18 protein-coding genes, 2 tRNA genes and 1 other RNA gene are annotated in these 14,646 nt (G+C 69.2%); 7 read left to right on the top strand and 14 right to left on the bottom strand.

From position 1 onward, the window contains the following. Positions 1-253: 253 nt before the first annotated feature. A complete protein-coding gene (locus QSK34_RS14260; protein ID WP_285584195.1) occupies positions 254-427 on the top strand; it encodes a hypothetical protein in 174 nt (57 codons plus the stop codon). On the opposite strand, the gene QSK34_RS14255 is transcribed toward QSK34_RS14260, so the two are convergent. Together QSK34_RS14255 and QSK34_RS14250 are read right to left on the bottom strand one after the other, a co-directional pair. After that, a complete protein-coding gene (locus QSK34_RS14255) occupies positions 408-1,172 on the bottom strand; it encodes a bestrophin-like domain (RefSeq protein WP_285584194.1) in 765 nt (254 codons plus the stop codon). The two genes, QSK34_RS14260 and QSK34_RS14255, sit on opposite strands and share 20 nt — an antisense overlap. 19 nt (positions 1,173-1,191) lie before the next feature. Then, positions 1,192-1,812, bottom strand: a complete 621-nt coding sequence (locus QSK34_RS14250; protein WP_285584192.1) for a TetR/AcrR family transcriptional regulator — start codon at positions 1,810-1,812, stop codon at positions 1,192-1,194. Between the two features lie 195 nt (positions 1,813-2,007). Between QSK34_RS14250 and QSK34_RS14245 the strand changes: the two genes are divergently transcribed. Then, positions 2,008-2,607, top strand: coding sequence for a hypothetical protein (locus QSK34_RS14245; protein WP_202610171.1), 600 nt, complete (start codon positions 2,008-2,010; stop codon positions 2,605-2,607). On the opposite strand, the gene QSK34_RS14240 is transcribed toward QSK34_RS14245, so the two are convergent. From QSK34_RS14240 to QSK34_RS14220, 5 genes are all read right to left on the bottom strand, one after another. Further along, positions 2,604-3,677, bottom strand: coding sequence for an aspartate-semialdehyde dehydrogenase (locus QSK34_RS14240; protein ID WP_285584188.1), 1,074 nt, complete (start codon positions 3,675-3,677; stop codon positions 2,604-2,606). The two genes, QSK34_RS14245 and QSK34_RS14240, sit on opposite strands and share 4 nt — an antisense overlap. Next, a complete protein-coding gene (locus QSK34_RS14235) occupies positions 3,674-4,948 on the bottom strand; it encodes an aspartate kinase (protein WP_030452665.1) in 1,275 nt (424 codons plus the stop codon). Before QSK34_RS14235 ends, QSK34_RS14240 begins: the two co-directional genes overlap by 4 nt. A 91-nt stretch (positions 4,949-5,039) precedes the next feature. Further along, a complete protein-coding gene (locus QSK34_RS14230; RefSeq protein WP_161480716.1) occupies positions 5,040-5,573 on the bottom strand; it encodes a DUF5063 domain-containing protein in 534 nt (177 codons plus the stop codon). Further along, on the bottom strand, positions 5,566-6,165 hold the full coding sequence (recR, locus tag QSK34_RS14225) for a recombination mediator RecR (protein ID WP_161480715.1): 600 nt from the start codon (positions 6,163-6,165) through the stop codon (positions 5,566-5,568). Before recR ends, QSK34_RS14230 begins: the two co-directional genes overlap by 8 nt. 2 nt (positions 6,166-6,167) lie before the next feature. Then, positions 6,168-6,500, bottom strand: a complete 333-nt coding sequence (locus QSK34_RS14220) for a YbaB/EbfC family nucleoid-associated protein (RefSeq protein ID WP_030452662.1) — start codon at positions 6,498-6,500, stop codon at positions 6,168-6,170. A 278-nt stretch (positions 6,501-6,778) separates the two neighbouring features. Between QSK34_RS14220 and QSK34_RS14215 the strand changes: the two genes are divergently transcribed. After that, the gene (locus QSK34_RS14215) at positions 6,779-8,113 is read left to right on the top strand and encodes a helix-turn-helix domain-containing protein (protein WP_285584173.1); all 1,335 of its coding nucleotides are present in this window, start codon (positions 6,779-6,781) and stop codon (positions 8,111-8,113) included. Positions 8,114-8,125: 12 nt separating this feature from the next. Beyond that, on the top strand, positions 8,126-8,590 hold the full coding sequence (locus QSK34_RS14210) for a hypothetical protein (protein ID WP_285584171.1): 465 nt from the start codon (positions 8,126-8,128) through the stop codon (positions 8,588-8,590). Here QSK34_RS14210 and QSK34_RS14205 read toward each other — a convergent pair. Together QSK34_RS14205 and ffs are read right to left on the bottom strand one after the other, a co-directional pair. Next, the gene (locus QSK34_RS14205; protein WP_285584166.1) at positions 8,587-11,043 is read right to left on the bottom strand and encodes a DNA polymerase III subunit gamma and tau; all 2,457 of its coding nucleotides are present in this window, start codon (positions 11,041-11,043) and stop codon (positions 8,587-8,589) included. The genes QSK34_RS14210 and QSK34_RS14205 overlap by 4 nt on opposite strands. 31 nt (positions 11,044-11,074) lie before the next feature. Continuing rightward, positions 11,075-11,172, bottom strand: an RNA gene (gene ffs, locus QSK34_RS14200) — signal recognition particle sRNA small type. A gap of 87 nt (positions 11,173-11,259) precedes the next feature. On the opposite strand from ffs, the gene QSK34_RS14195 reads away from it, so the two are divergent. Continuing rightward, positions 11,260-11,348: transfer RNA gene (locus tag QSK34_RS14195), tRNA-Ser, on the top strand. 148 nt (positions 11,349-11,496) lie between these two features. Here the strand turns inward: QSK34_RS14195 and QSK34_RS14190 are convergent. Beyond that, the gene (locus QSK34_RS14190; protein WP_285584163.1) at positions 11,497-11,619 is read right to left on the bottom strand and encodes a hypothetical protein; all 123 of its coding nucleotides are present in this window, start codon (positions 11,617-11,619) and stop codon (positions 11,497-11,499) included. Positions 11,620-11,658: 39 nt separating this feature from the next. Between QSK34_RS14190 and ypfJ the strand changes: the two genes are divergently transcribed. Then, complete coding sequence (gene ypfJ, locus QSK34_RS14185; RefSeq protein WP_285584159.1) at positions 11,659-12,516, top strand: KPN_02809 family neutral zinc metallopeptidase; 858 nt, start codon at positions 11,659-11,661, stop codon at positions 12,514-12,516. Positions 12,517-12,549: 33 nt separating this feature from the next. After that, positions 12,550-12,840, top strand: a complete 291-nt coding sequence (locus QSK34_RS14180; protein ID WP_030452656.1) for a type II toxin-antitoxin system VapB family antitoxin — start codon at positions 12,550-12,552, stop codon at positions 12,838-12,840. A 52-nt stretch (positions 12,841-12,892) separates the two neighbouring features. Here QSK34_RS14180 and QSK34_RS14175 read toward each other — a convergent pair. From QSK34_RS14175 to QSK34_RS14160, 4 genes are all read right to left on the bottom strand, one after another. Then, positions 12,893-12,980, bottom strand: a tRNA-Ser gene (locus QSK34_RS14175). A gap of 24 nt (positions 12,981-13,004) precedes the next feature. Continuing rightward, positions 13,005-13,439 carry a tRNA adenosine(34) deaminase TadA gene (gene tadA, locus QSK34_RS14170; RefSeq protein WP_062346895.1) on the bottom strand — a complete coding sequence of 145 codons (435 nt, stop codon included), beginning with the start codon at positions 13,437-13,439 and terminating at the stop codon, positions 13,005-13,007. A 21-nt stretch (positions 13,440-13,460) separates the two neighbouring features. Continuing rightward, entirely contained in the window at positions 13,461-13,943 is a 483-nt protein-coding gene (locus QSK34_RS14165) for a tRNA adenosine deaminase-associated protein (RefSeq protein ID WP_030452654.1), read from the bottom strand. A gap of 17 nt (positions 13,944-13,960) precedes the next feature. Continuing rightward, positions 13,961-14,449 carry a tRNA adenosine deaminase-associated protein gene (locus tag QSK34_RS14160; RefSeq protein ID WP_030452653.1) on the bottom strand — a complete coding sequence of 163 codons (489 nt, stop codon included), beginning with the start codon at positions 14,447-14,449 and terminating at the stop codon, positions 13,961-13,963. Positions 14,450-14,646 lie beyond the last annotated feature (197 nt).

Genomic DNA, 14,646 nt, shown 5'->3' with positions numbered 1-14,646 from the left:
GGACAACCCATCCATCATGCTGCCACCAGCACAGACGCCAACGCCCCAAGGCCAAGCCACGGCGCCGAATCCTGCTCCCGGCCAGCCCACCAATCCAAACGCGCTTGCCCAGCCCGGTCCCGCGGCAAAACCTCCGGCTCAACCCGCCGCCGGCCCTGCGGCCGAGCCCGGTGCCGCTCCCGCAACCGCCCCTGCCGAGGGACCTGCCGCCCCAGCCGTTCCCCCCGCCCAGGCACCACCAGCCCCCGCCCCAGTGCAGATCAACCCGCTCCCCCTGGCCGACGGTGCGATCGCGCGGGCGCGGAAGCGGATGGCTCAGGCGGCCACCACGCATCGACCGACCGATCGGCAGGCCGTCGTGGTCGTGCTCTTCACGGCCGTGATCGCCGTCGCGGCCGGAGCGGTGCTCAGGCGGCGCCGCCGTTAGGCAGCAAACGGTCGATCTCGTCGAAGCGGACCTGGGCCTCCTTAAGAGGCCCAGGATCCACTGCCCCCTCCACCCCATAAGGGTGCGAAATGAGATGAATCACCACGATCCCGGTCACCACCGTCGCGACCCGCACCACGTCGGCGATCACCGACGGCACCGTCGGCCGGCGGCGCAGGGCCCACGGCAGGGCGATCACCAGCAGCCCGGACACCACCATCGACACCATGAAGACCGATTCCAGCCCGGACGTCGCGTTGTCCGCCCGGACCGTCCGCGCGTGGGACACCTCGGCCGCCCGCGCCAGGGCCTCCGCGCGCAGTTCGGAATCGGTCGCGGGCAGTTTGAGCATCGCCGTCCGCAGCGAGTCGAGTGTCACCCCGGTCCGCGGGTCGAGGGACTCCTCCCGCATGCGCGGCCAGTCGAGTTCGACGGTCTGGGTCGTGTACGCCCGCACCAGGTCCCGCACCTCAGCGGATTGCGGCAACGGGGCCACCGCCCAGTAGAGCTCCACCAGGCTCTCCGACTCCGCCCTCACGTCGGCGTCGGAGGCCGAGATGGCGTCGCGGCACAACACCACGGCATAGGCCACGACCACGAGAAACACCGCCAGAGCCAGGTTCACCGCGAAGTCGATCGGCCCGGCGCCGCCCTCCTCGTCGGACCGGCCACTGCGCCGCAACCACGTCAGCACGGCGAACAGGGCCACCACGACAATCGCCACAAACCCGAAGACCCAGACCATGTGACTGAGAGTAATCAGATCATTCCCGCAATTCGCGGACCACCTCGATGAAATCTCGTGTCACACCACGCAAACCCGGCAGGTAGGAAAGCGCGACCAAACGATCGACCAAGGGCACGCTCCGGTCGATGAGCCGGTAGGTGCGGGCACATCCGGGCGAGGTGTCGTGCACCCAGAAAAGCACCACTCCCATTGACAACAACCACAGGAGTTCGGGCAGTTCGGCGCGCAATTCGGAGTCCATTCGGTCGGCGCAGCCCTCGACCACCTCGCGATAGAGCGCCACCGATGAATCGCGCGCTGGAGCCGATTCCGCGCTGAACGGGCTCAGCGGATTGTCGGGCTCGGCCGCGTGCTTGAAGAATTTCACCGCGAACGCGTGGTAGGGCTCGGAAACCCGTACCCACGCGCTGAGCACGCCGTGCAGCCGGGGCGCGAACGCCCTTTCCCTGGCCAGGATCTCCCGGCTGGCCGCCTCGTGCGCCGACTGGGCCTGGTCGTAATAGGCCTGGATCAGCTGCTCTTTGGACGCGAAATAGTAATAGGCGCTACCGACGGAGACCCCCGCCTCAGCGGCGATCGCGCGCATTGTCGTGGCGTCGTACCCGCGCTCGCGGAAAAGCCGCAGTGCGGTCTCCACGATGAGATCCCTGCTCGACCTGGGCACATCGGTCACTGTACGTCTCCAGCCCCCGTCAGGTCATGAACCCACCAGATGATGGCCGAGTTACCCCAAACACTCGGCCTCTCCGAGGGTGGCTCACCCCCGGGCGTGGGAGTTAAGCCATTGATCAAGCTCCCCCACCGCGCTACGGAGAGTAATGGGGGAAGTAGAATGACCCAACGCACGACCGGCTGGAGTGTCGCCGGGTTGACCGTTCTCGCCTTGGTCACGCTCCCCGGCCCCAAGGCCGATGCCGACACCCAACGCGTCAGACCGCAGCTGACCTTCCGCCCCGTCGAGGCGCCGCAGGGGGTGCGCACCGCGTTCCGTACCGGAAGGCTGAAAGTCCGCTACTGGACGTGGCGCCGAGCGATGAACACCCGCCTCCACCACAACTACGCGATGAACCGAATACGGAAGGCGGGCCTCGGCTGGCGCTCCACCGGCAACTGCGTCGACAAGCACCGCCCGACCTGTACGTCGCTGCACACCGTCAGGCTCGGCACCCTGCTGAAGACGATCGAGCTGAAGCGCATGTCGGGCTGCCGGCTGATCGTGACCGGCGGCACCGAGACCGGGCATGCCGTGGGCACCTACAGCCACGGCAACGGCTGGAAGATCGACCTGGCTCCCAACCGTTGCCTCGACCGCTACATCACCCGCAGGCTCGAACCGCACGGCAAGCGCGGTGACGGCTCCCAGCTCTACATCTCTCCCGAGCAGGACCTGTTCGCCCGGGAGAGCGACCACTGGGACATCCTGTTCCGCTAGGCGGTGAATTCGGTGGCGACGATCAGCTCGGCGATCTCGGCCGCGTTCAGGGCCGCGCCCTTGCGCAGGTTGTCGCCACACACGAACAGGTCGAGCGTGTTGGGGAAGTCGAGGGCCTGCCGCACCCGGCCGACGTAGGTCGGGTCGGTGCCCACGACGTCGATCGGCATGGGGTAGACGCCGTTGGCCGGGTCGTCGACCAGCACGACGGTTGGCGCCGCCTCCAGCACGCGGTGGGCGTCGGCCACGGTGATCTCGCGCTCGAAGGTCGCGTGGACCGCGAGCGAGTGGGTGGTGATCACGGGGACGCGTACACAGGTGGCGGAGACCTTCAGCGTCGGGATGCCGAGGATCTTGCGCGACTCGTTGCGCAGCTTCAGCTCCTCGGACGCCCAGCCGTCTTCCTTGAGCGAGCCCGCCCAGGGCACGACGTTGAACGCGACCGGCGCCGGGAACGTGTCGTCGCCGTCACCGAGCTTGTTCTGCAGGACCTTGCGCACGTCACCGGCGGTGGTGCCGACGGTGCGGTCACCGGCCAGGGCCTCGACCTCGTCGTACAGACGAGCCGAACCGGCGACCCCCGCGCCCGAGACGGCCTGGTAGGACGCCACGACGAGCTCCTTGAGCCCGAACTCCTCGTGGAGGGCGCCCATGGCGGCCATCATCGACAGGGTGGTGCAGTTGGGGGTCGACACGATGCCCAGCGGGCGGTTGGCGGCGTCGCCCGGGTTGACCTCGGGGACCACCAGCGGAACCTGAGGGTTCATCCGGAAGGTGCCCGACTTGTCGATGACGATCGCGCCGCGCTCGGCCGCGATCGGCACCCAGGTGGCCGACACCTCGTCGGGCACGTCGAAGATCGCGATGTCGACGCCGTCGAACACCTCGGGGGCCAGCGCCTGGACGACGACGTCTTCGCCGCGGACCTGCAGGACCTTGCCGGCCGAACGGGCCGAGGCGACGAGACGGATCTCGCCGTAAATGTCCTCCCGTCCGGAGATGATCTCGCGCATGACGGTGCCGACGGCACCGGTCGCACCGACGAGGGCGAGGGTGGGCTTGGTGCTCATCGGCCGGTTCCTCCGTAAACCACAGCTTCAACCTGGTCGGCGTCGAGATTGAACGCCGAGTGTGCGGCGTTGACCGCCGCGTCGACCTGGTCCTGGTCGACGATGACCGAGATGCGGATCTCCGAGGTGGAGATCATCCCGATGTTGACGCCCGCGTCGGCGAGCGCGCCGAAGAACTTGGCGGTGACGCCCGGGTGGGACCGCATGCCCGCGCCGATCAGCGAGACCTTGCCGATCTGGTCGTCGAACAGGAGCGTCTCGAAGACCACCTGGTCCTGCATCTTCTTCAGGGCCGTGAGCGCCGTGGGGGCGTCGCTCGTGGGCAGCGTGAAGGAGATGTCGGTCCGGCCCGTCGCCGCCGCCGACACGTTCTGCACGATCATGTCGATGTTGATCTCGGCGTCGGCCAGCGTGCGGAAGATGGCGGCAGCCTCTCCGACCTTGTCGGGCACGCCGACAACGGTGATCTTGGCCTCGCTCCGGTCGTGTGCCACGCCGGAGATGATGGGCTGCTCCACTTCGGTTCCTTCGGTCGCGGGGTCGGAGGTGACCCAGGTGCCTTCCTTGGTGCTGAACGAGCTCCTGACGTGGATGGGGAGGTTGAACCTCCGCGCGTATTCCACGCAGCGCAGGTGCAGGATCTTCGCGCCGCACGCGGCCATCTCGAGGGTCTCTTCGTACGAGATGCGGGGGATCTTGCGCGCCTTCGAGGCGACCCGGGGGTCGGCGGTGAAGATGCCGTCGACGTCGGTGTAGATCTCGCACACGTCGGCCCCGAGGGCCGCGGCGAGGGCGACGGCGGTCGTGTCGGAACCGCCGCGCCCGAGCGTCGTGATGTCCTTCGTGTCCTGCGAGACACCCTGGAACCCGGCCACGATCGCGATGTGGCCCTTGTCGAGGGCGTCGCGCAGCCGGCCGGGCGACACGTCGATGATGCGCGCCTTGCCGTGGATCGAGTCGGTGATCACCCCGGCCTGCGACCCGGTGAAGCTGCGCGCCTCCTGACCCAGGTTGGCGATCGCCATCGCGAGCAGCGCCATCGAGATGCGCTCGCCGGAGGTCAGCAGCATGTCGAGCTCGCGGCCCGGAGGCAGCGGCGACACCTGCTGGGCGAGGTCGAGGAGCTCGTCGGTCGTGTCGCCCATCGCGGAGACGACGACCACGACCTCGTTGCCCGCTTTTTTCGTGGCGACGATCCGCTGCGCGACGCGCTTGATGCTCGTGGCATCGGCGACGGACGAACCACCATACTTCTGGACAACGAGCGCCACTGGATCTCTCCGAACGAATCAGGACGTGGAGCTCACAGTCTAACTGCGGGCCTCTGAGGGCCAACTGAGTTAGCCCAGCATGTGGACACCCTCAGACCACAGTGACCTCTTCGGCCACGTCGAGCCGCGTGTGGGCCACCAGCGCCTGCAGGGCCCGCAGAGCCGCTCCGGCGTGGTTGCCCCAGGTGTTGAAGTAGGAGTACTGCCACCACCAGATCGCCTCAAGGGGCCGGCCGGCCTTGTAGTGGCGCAGCCCGTGGATCAGGTCGGCCGCCACCGCCGTCAGGTCGTCGGACAGCCGGTAGGGGGTCACCGAGGTGTCCTTGTAGGGGTCGAACACCTCGGCGTAGTCGTCGACCGGGCCCAGCCGGGCCGCCAGCGCCACCCGCAGCGGGTCGATGTCGGGATCTTCGCTGAGGGCCGGCTCGACGTTGCCCTGCAGGATCACGTCGTGCACGGCGGCGAGCTGGGAACCGGCCAGGCTGACCTGGGCGACCTCCACGAGCAGCAGCGGCAGGATGGCGTTGCCGCCCTCGCCGCCCGCCAGCCGGGTCAGGCCGTCGAGGTAGTTCTGGGCGTGCCCGGCGACCCGGTCGGCCAGGTCCTTCCACTCGTCGTCAAACATCCAGCAGTCTCCGTCCTTCGAAAGCGCGGCCCAAGGTGACCTCGTCGGCGTACTCCAAATCGCCGCCGACGGGCAGACCGCTGGCCAGCCGAGTGACCTTTAAACCCATCGGTTTGACGAGCCGGGCCAGATAGGTGGCCGTGGCCTCGCCCTCGAGGTTCGGATCGGTGGCGAGGATGAGCTCGGTCACCTCGCCGTCGGCGAGCCGGGCCATCAGCTCGCGCACCCGGAGATCGTCGGGTCCGACCCCGTCGATGGGACTGATCGCGCCCCCCAGCACGTGGTAGCGCCCCCGGAACTCGCGCGTCTTCTCGATCGCCACGACGTCTTTCGACTCTTCGACCACGCAGATGACGTGGGGGTCGCGACGCTGGTCGCGGCAGATCCGGCATTCCTCCTCGGAGGCCACATTGCCGCACACGCGGCAGAACCGCACCTTCTCCTTGACCTCGAGAAGGGCGTGGGCCAGCCGTTTCACGTCGGCCGGGTCGGCCGACAGCAGGTGGAAAGCGATGCGCTGCGCGCTCTTGGGACCGACGCCGGGCAGCAGGCCCAGCTCGTCGATCAGGTTCTGGACGACGCCTTCGTACATATTCAGAAACCTGGGAGCTGGCCGAGGCCTTGCGACAGCGGGCCGAGCTTCTCCTGCTGGAGCTCGCCGGCGGCCCGGACGGCGTCACGGACGGCCGCGATGACCAGATCGGCGACGGTCTCGGCCGTCTCGGCGGCGTCACCGGAGTCGATGACCTTCGGGCTGATCTTCAGTTCGAGCAGCTCGCCACTGCCGTTGACGGTCGCCACAACCAGGCCCCCGCCCGCGCTCCCCTGAACCTCGGCGTCGTTGAGCTCCTGCTGCGCCGAGACGAGCTGCTGCTGCATCAGCTGAGCCTGCTCCAGCAACTGCTGCAGGTTGACTTCTGGGTTCACAATCGTGCGCTCCTCAGCGACCGGCGACGTAGTTCGTCCCGACGAGCCTACGGTGTTTGCCGCTCATCTGACACCGGAGCACGGAGCGTGTTCATTGGTGCGGCCCTGGCCGGGTCCCGGCCCCCCTCCAAGCGTCCGAGACCCGGCCTTTTCCACCCCGAGTCGGCCGCGGCCCGGAGTGGCGGAACCAAACGTAGTCACCGGAACGTTGCATACAGGTTGCGATCAATCGGTTACTCCTGGAGATTGTGGATCAGCATCCGAGAGGGTTGGGGCCTGTGAGATCTCGCGACACGATCATCTCGGCGTCATGGCGCCGTTCACTCGCAGCGGGGGTCGACCCCGGCGTCCGCGCGGCCCCACTGGTCTACGACCACACCGACATCTCGACCGCCCGCGCCGCCCATCCACTGCGCGAACTGGTGCCCCTCCTGCGCCACACGCTGCTGCAGATCGCCGACGAGGCGGCCCACATCATGGTGGTCACCGACGCCGACGGGAACGTCCTCTGGCGCGACGGCCACAGCCAGGTCCTCCGCCAGGCAGACGGCATCGGCCTGGCCGACGGTTTCGCCTGGGCGGAGTCGGTCGTCGGCACCAACGGCATCGGCACCGCCCTGGCGGCCGGCGTCCCCACCAGCGTCTACGGTGAGCAACACCACATCGAGGTCCTCCACGGCTGGTCGTGCGTGGGCGCCCCGATCGTCGACCCCGACACCGGCGCGGTGCTGGGCTGCGTCGACATCAGCGGCATCGCCAAATCCCTGCCCCCGGCCACGGTCGCCCTGGTCGGCGCCGCCGCCCAGCTCGCCGAGAGCCATCTGGCGCTGCGGATGCGGGAGAGCGACGAGCGCATCCGCACCCGCCACGCCGCCCGCTCGGGCCTGCTCGTCTCGTGCAGCGGCCGGGTCATCGCCGGCGAACGGTTCCAGGGGGAACGTGTTTCACTCCCGTCCGAGGGCGGCCGGGTCGTCCTCCCCGACGGCCACGTGGGCGACGTCGAGTTCCTCGGCGACTCCTACCTGGTCAATCCCCGGCGCGGCACCCTGCCCCGGTTGTCGCTGACCCTCCTCGGCGGCGCCCCGTTCGCCGAATACAGCGGCCGGCGTGTGCCCCTCTCCCTGCGCCACGCCGAGATCCTCACCCTCCTGGCCACCCACCCGCGCGGCCTGAACGCCGAGCAACTCTCCTTCCTCCTGTACGGCGACGACGGCAACCCCGTGACCATCCGCGCCGAGATCCACCGGCTCCGCGCCCAGCTCCCCGGCGCCGTGGCCGCGAAGCCCTATCGCCTGGTCGGCGAGGTCGACGCCGACCTCCTGACGGTCCGCCGGGCGTTGTCCACAGGCGACCTCGACACGGTCGTCAACCGCTACCAGGGCCCGCTGCTGCCCCGGTCGGAGTCCTTCGAAATCCGCCGCGAAAGGAACGAACTGGAAGCCCGCGTGAGGTCCGAGATCCTGGGCAAGGGCAACGCGACCCACCTTTGGAGTTATGCACAGACGAGCGGAGGCCACGACGACGTCGCGATCCTGGAGCGCATCATGTCGATCGTCCCGGCGGAGGACCACCGCCACGCGGCTGCGTCGGTCCGCCTCACCCACTCCTGCTAGGGAGAACCTTCGATGATCGGCACGATCCTCATGGCCGGCCTCCTCGTCCTGTCGGCGCCCGCCGGCGGCTCGGCGGGCCGCGACGGCGGCACCCTCGACGGCTTCGCGATCACCCACGTCCCGGCGGCCGCCGGGCCCTCGGTGAGCGATTTCGAGTCCGAGTGGGAAGACGTGACCTTCGCGACCCGCGTCTGGGAACGGGAGACGCCCGACGGCCACCAGGCCGATCTCCGCGTCGCCGTGCTGCGCGGCGATGCCCTGACCGACCTGCCGTCGCTGCGGGAGTTCCTGACCGAATACGACGAGCGTGAGACGTGGGACCTGAAGGAGTTCTCGAAGGACGGCACCCCCGGCCTGGCGACGGAGACCGAGGCCTTCTGGCTCGACTCACCCGGGGTCGCCCTGACGGTCCGCATCACCGAGAACCCCCTGACCGGCGACGACCTGATGGACGTGGTTCAGGGGATCAGCGGCTAAGAGTGGTCGATCTCCTGGATGACCCGCCCGCCCAGTTCCTTCTGGAGCAGGGCCAGGCCTGAGAGGCCGTCGGTGTCCACGTCGGCGTCGTTGTCCGGGTCGACGTCGTCCACGTCCGACTTCTTCGCCCGCGAGGGCACCGCGTCCGGCCAGGCCTGCCGGGCGGGCGCGGCGGCCGCCTGCCGGGCCGCCGCAGGAGCGGACGCCCGGGGCGGCGGGGCCTCGTAGTCCGCCTGCGGGGCCGGACGTTCGAACTCGTCGGTGGGCGCGTCGGGCCACGACTCGTCGGTGGCGGTCTTCTCCGGCTGCCTGGGCGCCGGGGCGGCCTCACGGGCGGGCGGTGGCGGGGGTGCCGCGGGCTGGGCCTGCTGCACCGGCGGTGCGGGCTGGACCGGAGGGGCCGGGGGTGGCGACGGCTGACTCGGCCGGGCGGCCTGGCCGCCTCCGGTGCCGCCTACCACGACGTCGACCCGCCAGCGTCCCCCGAGCACGTCACCGAGGGCGGCGGCGACGACCTCGTCACGCTTGCCCTTCAGGAAGCCCTGGACGTCGCCCGGCTTCTCGAACCCGACCGTCACCACGTTGCCCTCTGCCCCGAGCAGGCGGCCCTGGGCGTTGAGGATCATCCAGGCGACCCGCTGCCGGTTCTTGACCGCCTCAAGCACCTGCGGCCACATCTGGGCCACCACACCCACCCCGGCGGCGGCCTGAGGGGCGTGAGCGGCTTCGGCCTGCTGGGCGGGTGGGACGTCGGCGGGCCGGCCACCGGAGCCGGGCTTGACGGCGGCGGGCCAGTCGTCGGCCGGGGGAGCGGCGGGCTTGGGCACCGGTCCGCCCGAACCGGGTTTGACGGTCTCGGGCCAGTCGTCGGCGGCCTTCGAGTCACCGGCTCCCGGCCGGCTTTCGGCATGCCCGGCCTGGCCCTGAGGAGAGCCCGCCTGCTGCACCGAGCCGTTCTGTGCCGCCGGGTGCGCCTCAGGCTGGCCCTGCTGAGCGCCGGGCTGCGAGGCGTGGCCGTGGGAAGCCGGGCCATGATCAACACCGTGTTGTGAAGCCTGCCCCGAAGACATTCCCGGCTGCGGAGCCTGACCGTGGCCCATGCCAGGCTGCGGCACCTGACCCTGATTCATGCCAGGCTGCGGAACCTGGCCGTGGCCCATGCCAGGCTGCGGGACCTGAGCCTGGTAAACGCCAGGTTGGCCGAGGCCTCCGCCGTGGGCCGCCGACTGCCCGCCCGCGTAGCCTCCCACCTGCGGAGCCACCGGATAAGACGCAGCCTGGACACCGGCCCGAGGCGCTCCGTCACGCTCCAACCGCTCCAAGCGGGTGAGCATGGCCGCCTCGCCACCCTCGGCCGCAGGCAGCAGGATGCGGGCGCACATCAGCTCCAGAAGGAGCCGAGGCGACGCCGCCCCGCGCATCTCCGTCAGCCCCGCGTTGAAGATCTCCCCCGCCCGCGTCAGCTCCGCGGGCCCCATCGCGGCCGCCTGCCCTTGCAGGCGCTCCAGCTCGTCGGCCGGCCGGTCGAGCAGGCCGTTGGCCGCCGCCTCCGGCACGTTGGCAAGGATCACCAGGTCGCGGAACCGCTCCAGCAGGTCGGTCGCGAAGCGCCGAGGGTCGTGCCCGCCCTCGATCACCCGGTTGACCGCCTGGAACACCTGCCCGCCGTCACGCCGCGCGAAGGCGCCGACGATCTCGTCGAGGAGGTCGCCGTCGGTGTATCCGAGAAGGGACACCGCGCGGGAGTAGGTGATCCCGTTCTCGTCGGCACCGGCCAGGAGCTGGTCGAGGATCGACAGGGAGTCCCGGGCCGAACCGGCCCCGGCGCGGACGACCAGTGGAAGGGCCGCGGGCTCGTAGGGCACCGACTCCGACGCGAGGATCTCCTCCATGAGCGCTTTCAGCGTCGCCGGAGGCATCAGCCGGAACGGGTAGTGGTGGGTGCGCGACTTGATCGTCCCGATGACCTTCTCGGGCTCCGTGGTCGCGAAGACGAACTTCAGGTGCGGCGGAGGCTCCTCGACGAGTTTCAGCAGCGCGTTGAACCCCTCGCGGGTCACCATGTGCGCCTCGTCGATGATGTAAATCTTGAACCGCGCCGACACGGGCGCGAAGAAAGCCCGTTCGCGCAGGTCACGCGCGTCGTCGACACCACCGTGAGAGGCGGCGTCGATCTCGATCACGTCGAGGTGGCCGGGCCCGGTCGGGGCCAGCGCGACACACGACTCGCAGACGCCACACGGATCGGGAGTCGGCCCCTGTTCGCAGTTGAGGCTCCGGGCGAGGATCCGCGCGCTCGACGTCTTGCCGCATCCACGAGGGCCGCTGAACAGGTAGGCATGGTTCACGCGCCCGCTTCTGAGGGCCTGGCGGAGCGGTTCGGTGACGTGCTCCTGCCCTTTGACCTCTGCAAACGTCCCAGGACGGTATTTGCGGTAGAGCGCGAGACTCATGAACGGTCTCCTCGGGGAGAGCAGAACCGGAAGCAAAGAACCCCCCGCACACCCGCCAGAGCCCGCTTATCCTTGCTGCCTTCCGGCCCTGGGGAGGTTCACAGGATGACGCCGCGCGAGGGGTCCGAGGACAGTCTAGCCGCCACCCGAACCACCTGCGCCCGGCCCTCCGAACGGAAGGACGGCGCATGCGCCAAGTCATGTAAACTTCTCGGCGGAGGATTCGCCTAGTTGGCCTAGGGCGCACGATTGGAAATCGTGTTTCGGGAGACCGATCAGGGGTTCAAATCCCCTATCCTCCGCCACCAGAAGGGGCAGGTCGCACAGCCGACCCGCCCCTTCTTTCTTTTTCCGTTACGGCTCCGCCTGGTCAGCACCGCCCACCGCCCCGGCTCACCCCCGTAACCGGCGCCAACCGGCCGCGCCACCCCGCCGGGCAACGAGCCACGCGGCTTACTTCACCGCCCGGTTCCCCCGTGGCCCTCCGCCCCAGCCGTGGATGAGGGCGGCGCTCAGCAGCCGGTCCAGGTCGGCCACGAGTTCGGCCAGCCGCCCGGCCTCTTCCAATGAGGTCATCCCCGCATGATCGCTCATCAGAAGGGCAGTAGCGCGCCCATGGATTTCGATGACCAAGCGCAACTCGACTCGTCTCAGGTCGAGAACCGTGGCCGGGGCGGGATCCCCGGTGGCGGGCTTGCGGTCGGCGGTGGCGCGGCCGGCATCATCGCGTTGATCGTCGCCCTCATCTTCGGCATCAACCCCGGTGACATCACCGGCGGGGGAGGCGCGGAGAACCCCGGCGTCCAGCCGTCAAGTGACCTCGGTGAGAAGTGCAAGACCGGCGCGGACGCCGACCAGGACGAGCAGTGCCGGGTCGTCGGTGTCGTCAACAGCCTGCAGGACTACTGGGCCACGAAGGTCGACGGCTACCAGAACGCCAAGACGGCGCTCTTCGAGCAGGGCGTGCAGACCGGGTGCGGGGCGGCCGACTCGGCCGTCGGGCCCTTCTACTGCCCGGCCGACCGCTACGTCTATCTCGACCTGAGCTTCTTCAACCAGCTCGAATCCCAGCTCGGCGCGGCGAACACCCCGTTCGCCCAGTCGTACGTGATCGCCCACGAGTACGGCCACCACGTCCAGAATCTCACCGGCACCCTCGAACAGAGCGGCGGCGAGGGCGCCGACAGCGGTTCGGTCAGGGTGGAGCTCCAGGCCGACTGTTACGCGGGGGTCTGGGCCAAGAACGCCGTCGACACCGGCTTCTTCGCCAAGCCCTTCACCGACGCCGACATCCAGGAGGCGCTCGACGCCGCCGCGGCGGTCGGCGACGACTCCATCCAGCGGAAGAGCGGCGGCCAGGTGAACCCCGACGCGTTCACCCACGGCACCTCGGAGCAGCGGGTGACGTGGTTCACGAATGGCTATAAATCAGGGGATCCCGCACGATGTGACACGTTCTCAGGGTCGATCTGACCCGGGCCACCTTCGTCTCATAAACTACATAGCGTGATCTTTAAGTTGGTCGGCGACGAACGCCCTTACCCCGAGCACGGTCTCGGACATCGCGAATGGGCGCAGATTCCGCCCCGCCAGGTCAGACTCGACGCGCTCATCACCACCAAGGCCAACCTCGACCTGCACTCGCTGCTGGCCAAGGACTCCACCTTCTACGGTGACCTCTTCCCGCACGTCGTGCAGTGGGAGGGCGAGCTCTACCTGGAAGACGGGCTCCACCGGGCCCTGCGGGCGGCGCTCCACCAGCGGTCGGTGCTGCACGCGCGCGTGCTCGAGCTCTGAGACGGAAAACGAAAAGACCCGGTGTGATGATCACACCGGGTCTTCGTATGCGTGGCGGTGGTGGTGGGATTTGAACCCACGGTAGGTTGCCCTACACGCGCTTTCGAGGCGCGCTCCATCGGCCACTAGGAGACACCACCGCAGAGCAGCTTACCGGAGAATGGTCACTGCTCGCGCCTCGCGGCGAAGAACGCCGAAAGCAGTGCAGAACATTCTTCTTCGCGTACGCCCATGACCACCTCCGGCCGATGGTTGAGCCGCCGGTCGCGCACCACGTCCCACAACGACCCGACCGCCCCGCCCTTCTCGTCGACGGCCCCGTAGACGATCCGGTCGACCCGGGAGAGCACGGCGGCCCCCGCGCACATCGTGCAGGGCTCCAGCGTCACCACGAGGGTGCACCCCGACAACCGCCATTCCCCCAGGGCCGCCGCCGCGGCGCGCAGCGCCAGGATCTCGGCGTGCGCCGTGGGATCGCCGGAGGACTCCCGCGCGTTCGAGGCCCGCGCCAGCACCCGGTCGCCGGAGACGACGACGGCGCCCACGGGCACCTCACCCCGCCGGGACGCCTCCAGGGCCTCGGCGAGGGCCAGGCCCATCACCTGGTCGTACAGGAAAGATCACCTGAGCCGGTCGAGCTCGTCGCCGAACGCGAGGCGCTCGGCGACGACCGACAGGACGTCGGCGGGCAGCATGCCCTCCTCGACGCTGAGCTCCAGCAGCTCCTCGGCGCGCAGCCCGAAGTCGGTCAGCAGCTCGAAGTCGCCGCCGGGGCGGACCCCGAGGTCGGGCGTCTCCTTGTCGACCGCGATGCCGGCCAGCTCGGCGAACAGCTCGCCGAGCGGGTCGGTCGCCCCGGCCTGGGCGTCGGACAGGAACACCCGGGGGTCGAGGTCGCCCTCGTAGCGCACGAGGGCGAACCACTCGTCTTCGACCTCGACGCAGAGCAGCACGAGCTCGTCGCCGGACAGGCCGAGGGCCTCACCGACGGCGTCGCCGACGTCGTCGGCGATCTCGGCTTCGGACAGGTCGACCTCGGCCCCCGACCATCGGCCGTTGGTGCGCAGGAAAGCGGCGGCGAAGAGATTGGTTCGCGTGGGCATGGCGAGGTCCCGAGGTTTCAGCCGATGATGGCGTCTACGGCGCGTTCGAAGGGGTCGCGGAATCCGAGTCGGGCGGCGATGCTGAACAACACCTCGTCGGGGTAGAGGTCGCGGTCGCCCGACAGGGCGCCCAGCTCCATCTCGTCGAGGCCGAGGTCGGCGAAGACCGACAGGTCGCCCGCGGGCAACACGCTGTCGAGCTCCTCCTCCTCGGGGACCGGGACGTCGATGAAGTCGAGCACCTGCCGCGCCAGCGGCCACTCCCACGACGCGGTGATGTCTGACAGGAAGACACTCACCCGCTCGCCGAAGACCCGTAATGCCACGAAGAAGTCATCCCCCACGGCGACCAGGCCAATCGTTCCGGCGTTGCTCGGCTGCTGGCGGAGCGCCTGGAGCAGGCCCCGGAGGTCGGAGGTGAGCGCCACCGGGAGCATTTCGGCCTCCCAGTGGTCGTCTTCGCGGTAGACCACGATGGCGAAGTCAAGTACGTCTTCGTCTGTCATCTGATCTCCACGGACGTCACTTGCGGCAGATTCACGAGCGCGGGCCGTGGTCGGCCTTCGGTCGCCCGCGCCTCGCTTGTCATCACGGCCGTAATGGTTTCAGACGCGCGACACCCCCGTCCGGTTGTCGCGCAAATTGTGATCAAAACCGCCGGGCGGGTTCGGATGTCTGTTCCGCTTCACGGTACCTTTTGTCC

The sequence above is a fragment of the Herbidospora sp. NBRC 101105 genome (assembly GCF_030269205.1).
Taxonomy (GTDB): domain Bacteria; phylum Actinomycetota; class Actinomycetes; order Streptosporangiales; family Streptosporangiaceae; genus Herbidospora; species Herbidospora solisilvae.
This window is presented reverse-complemented; position numbering and strand designations above follow the sequence as displayed.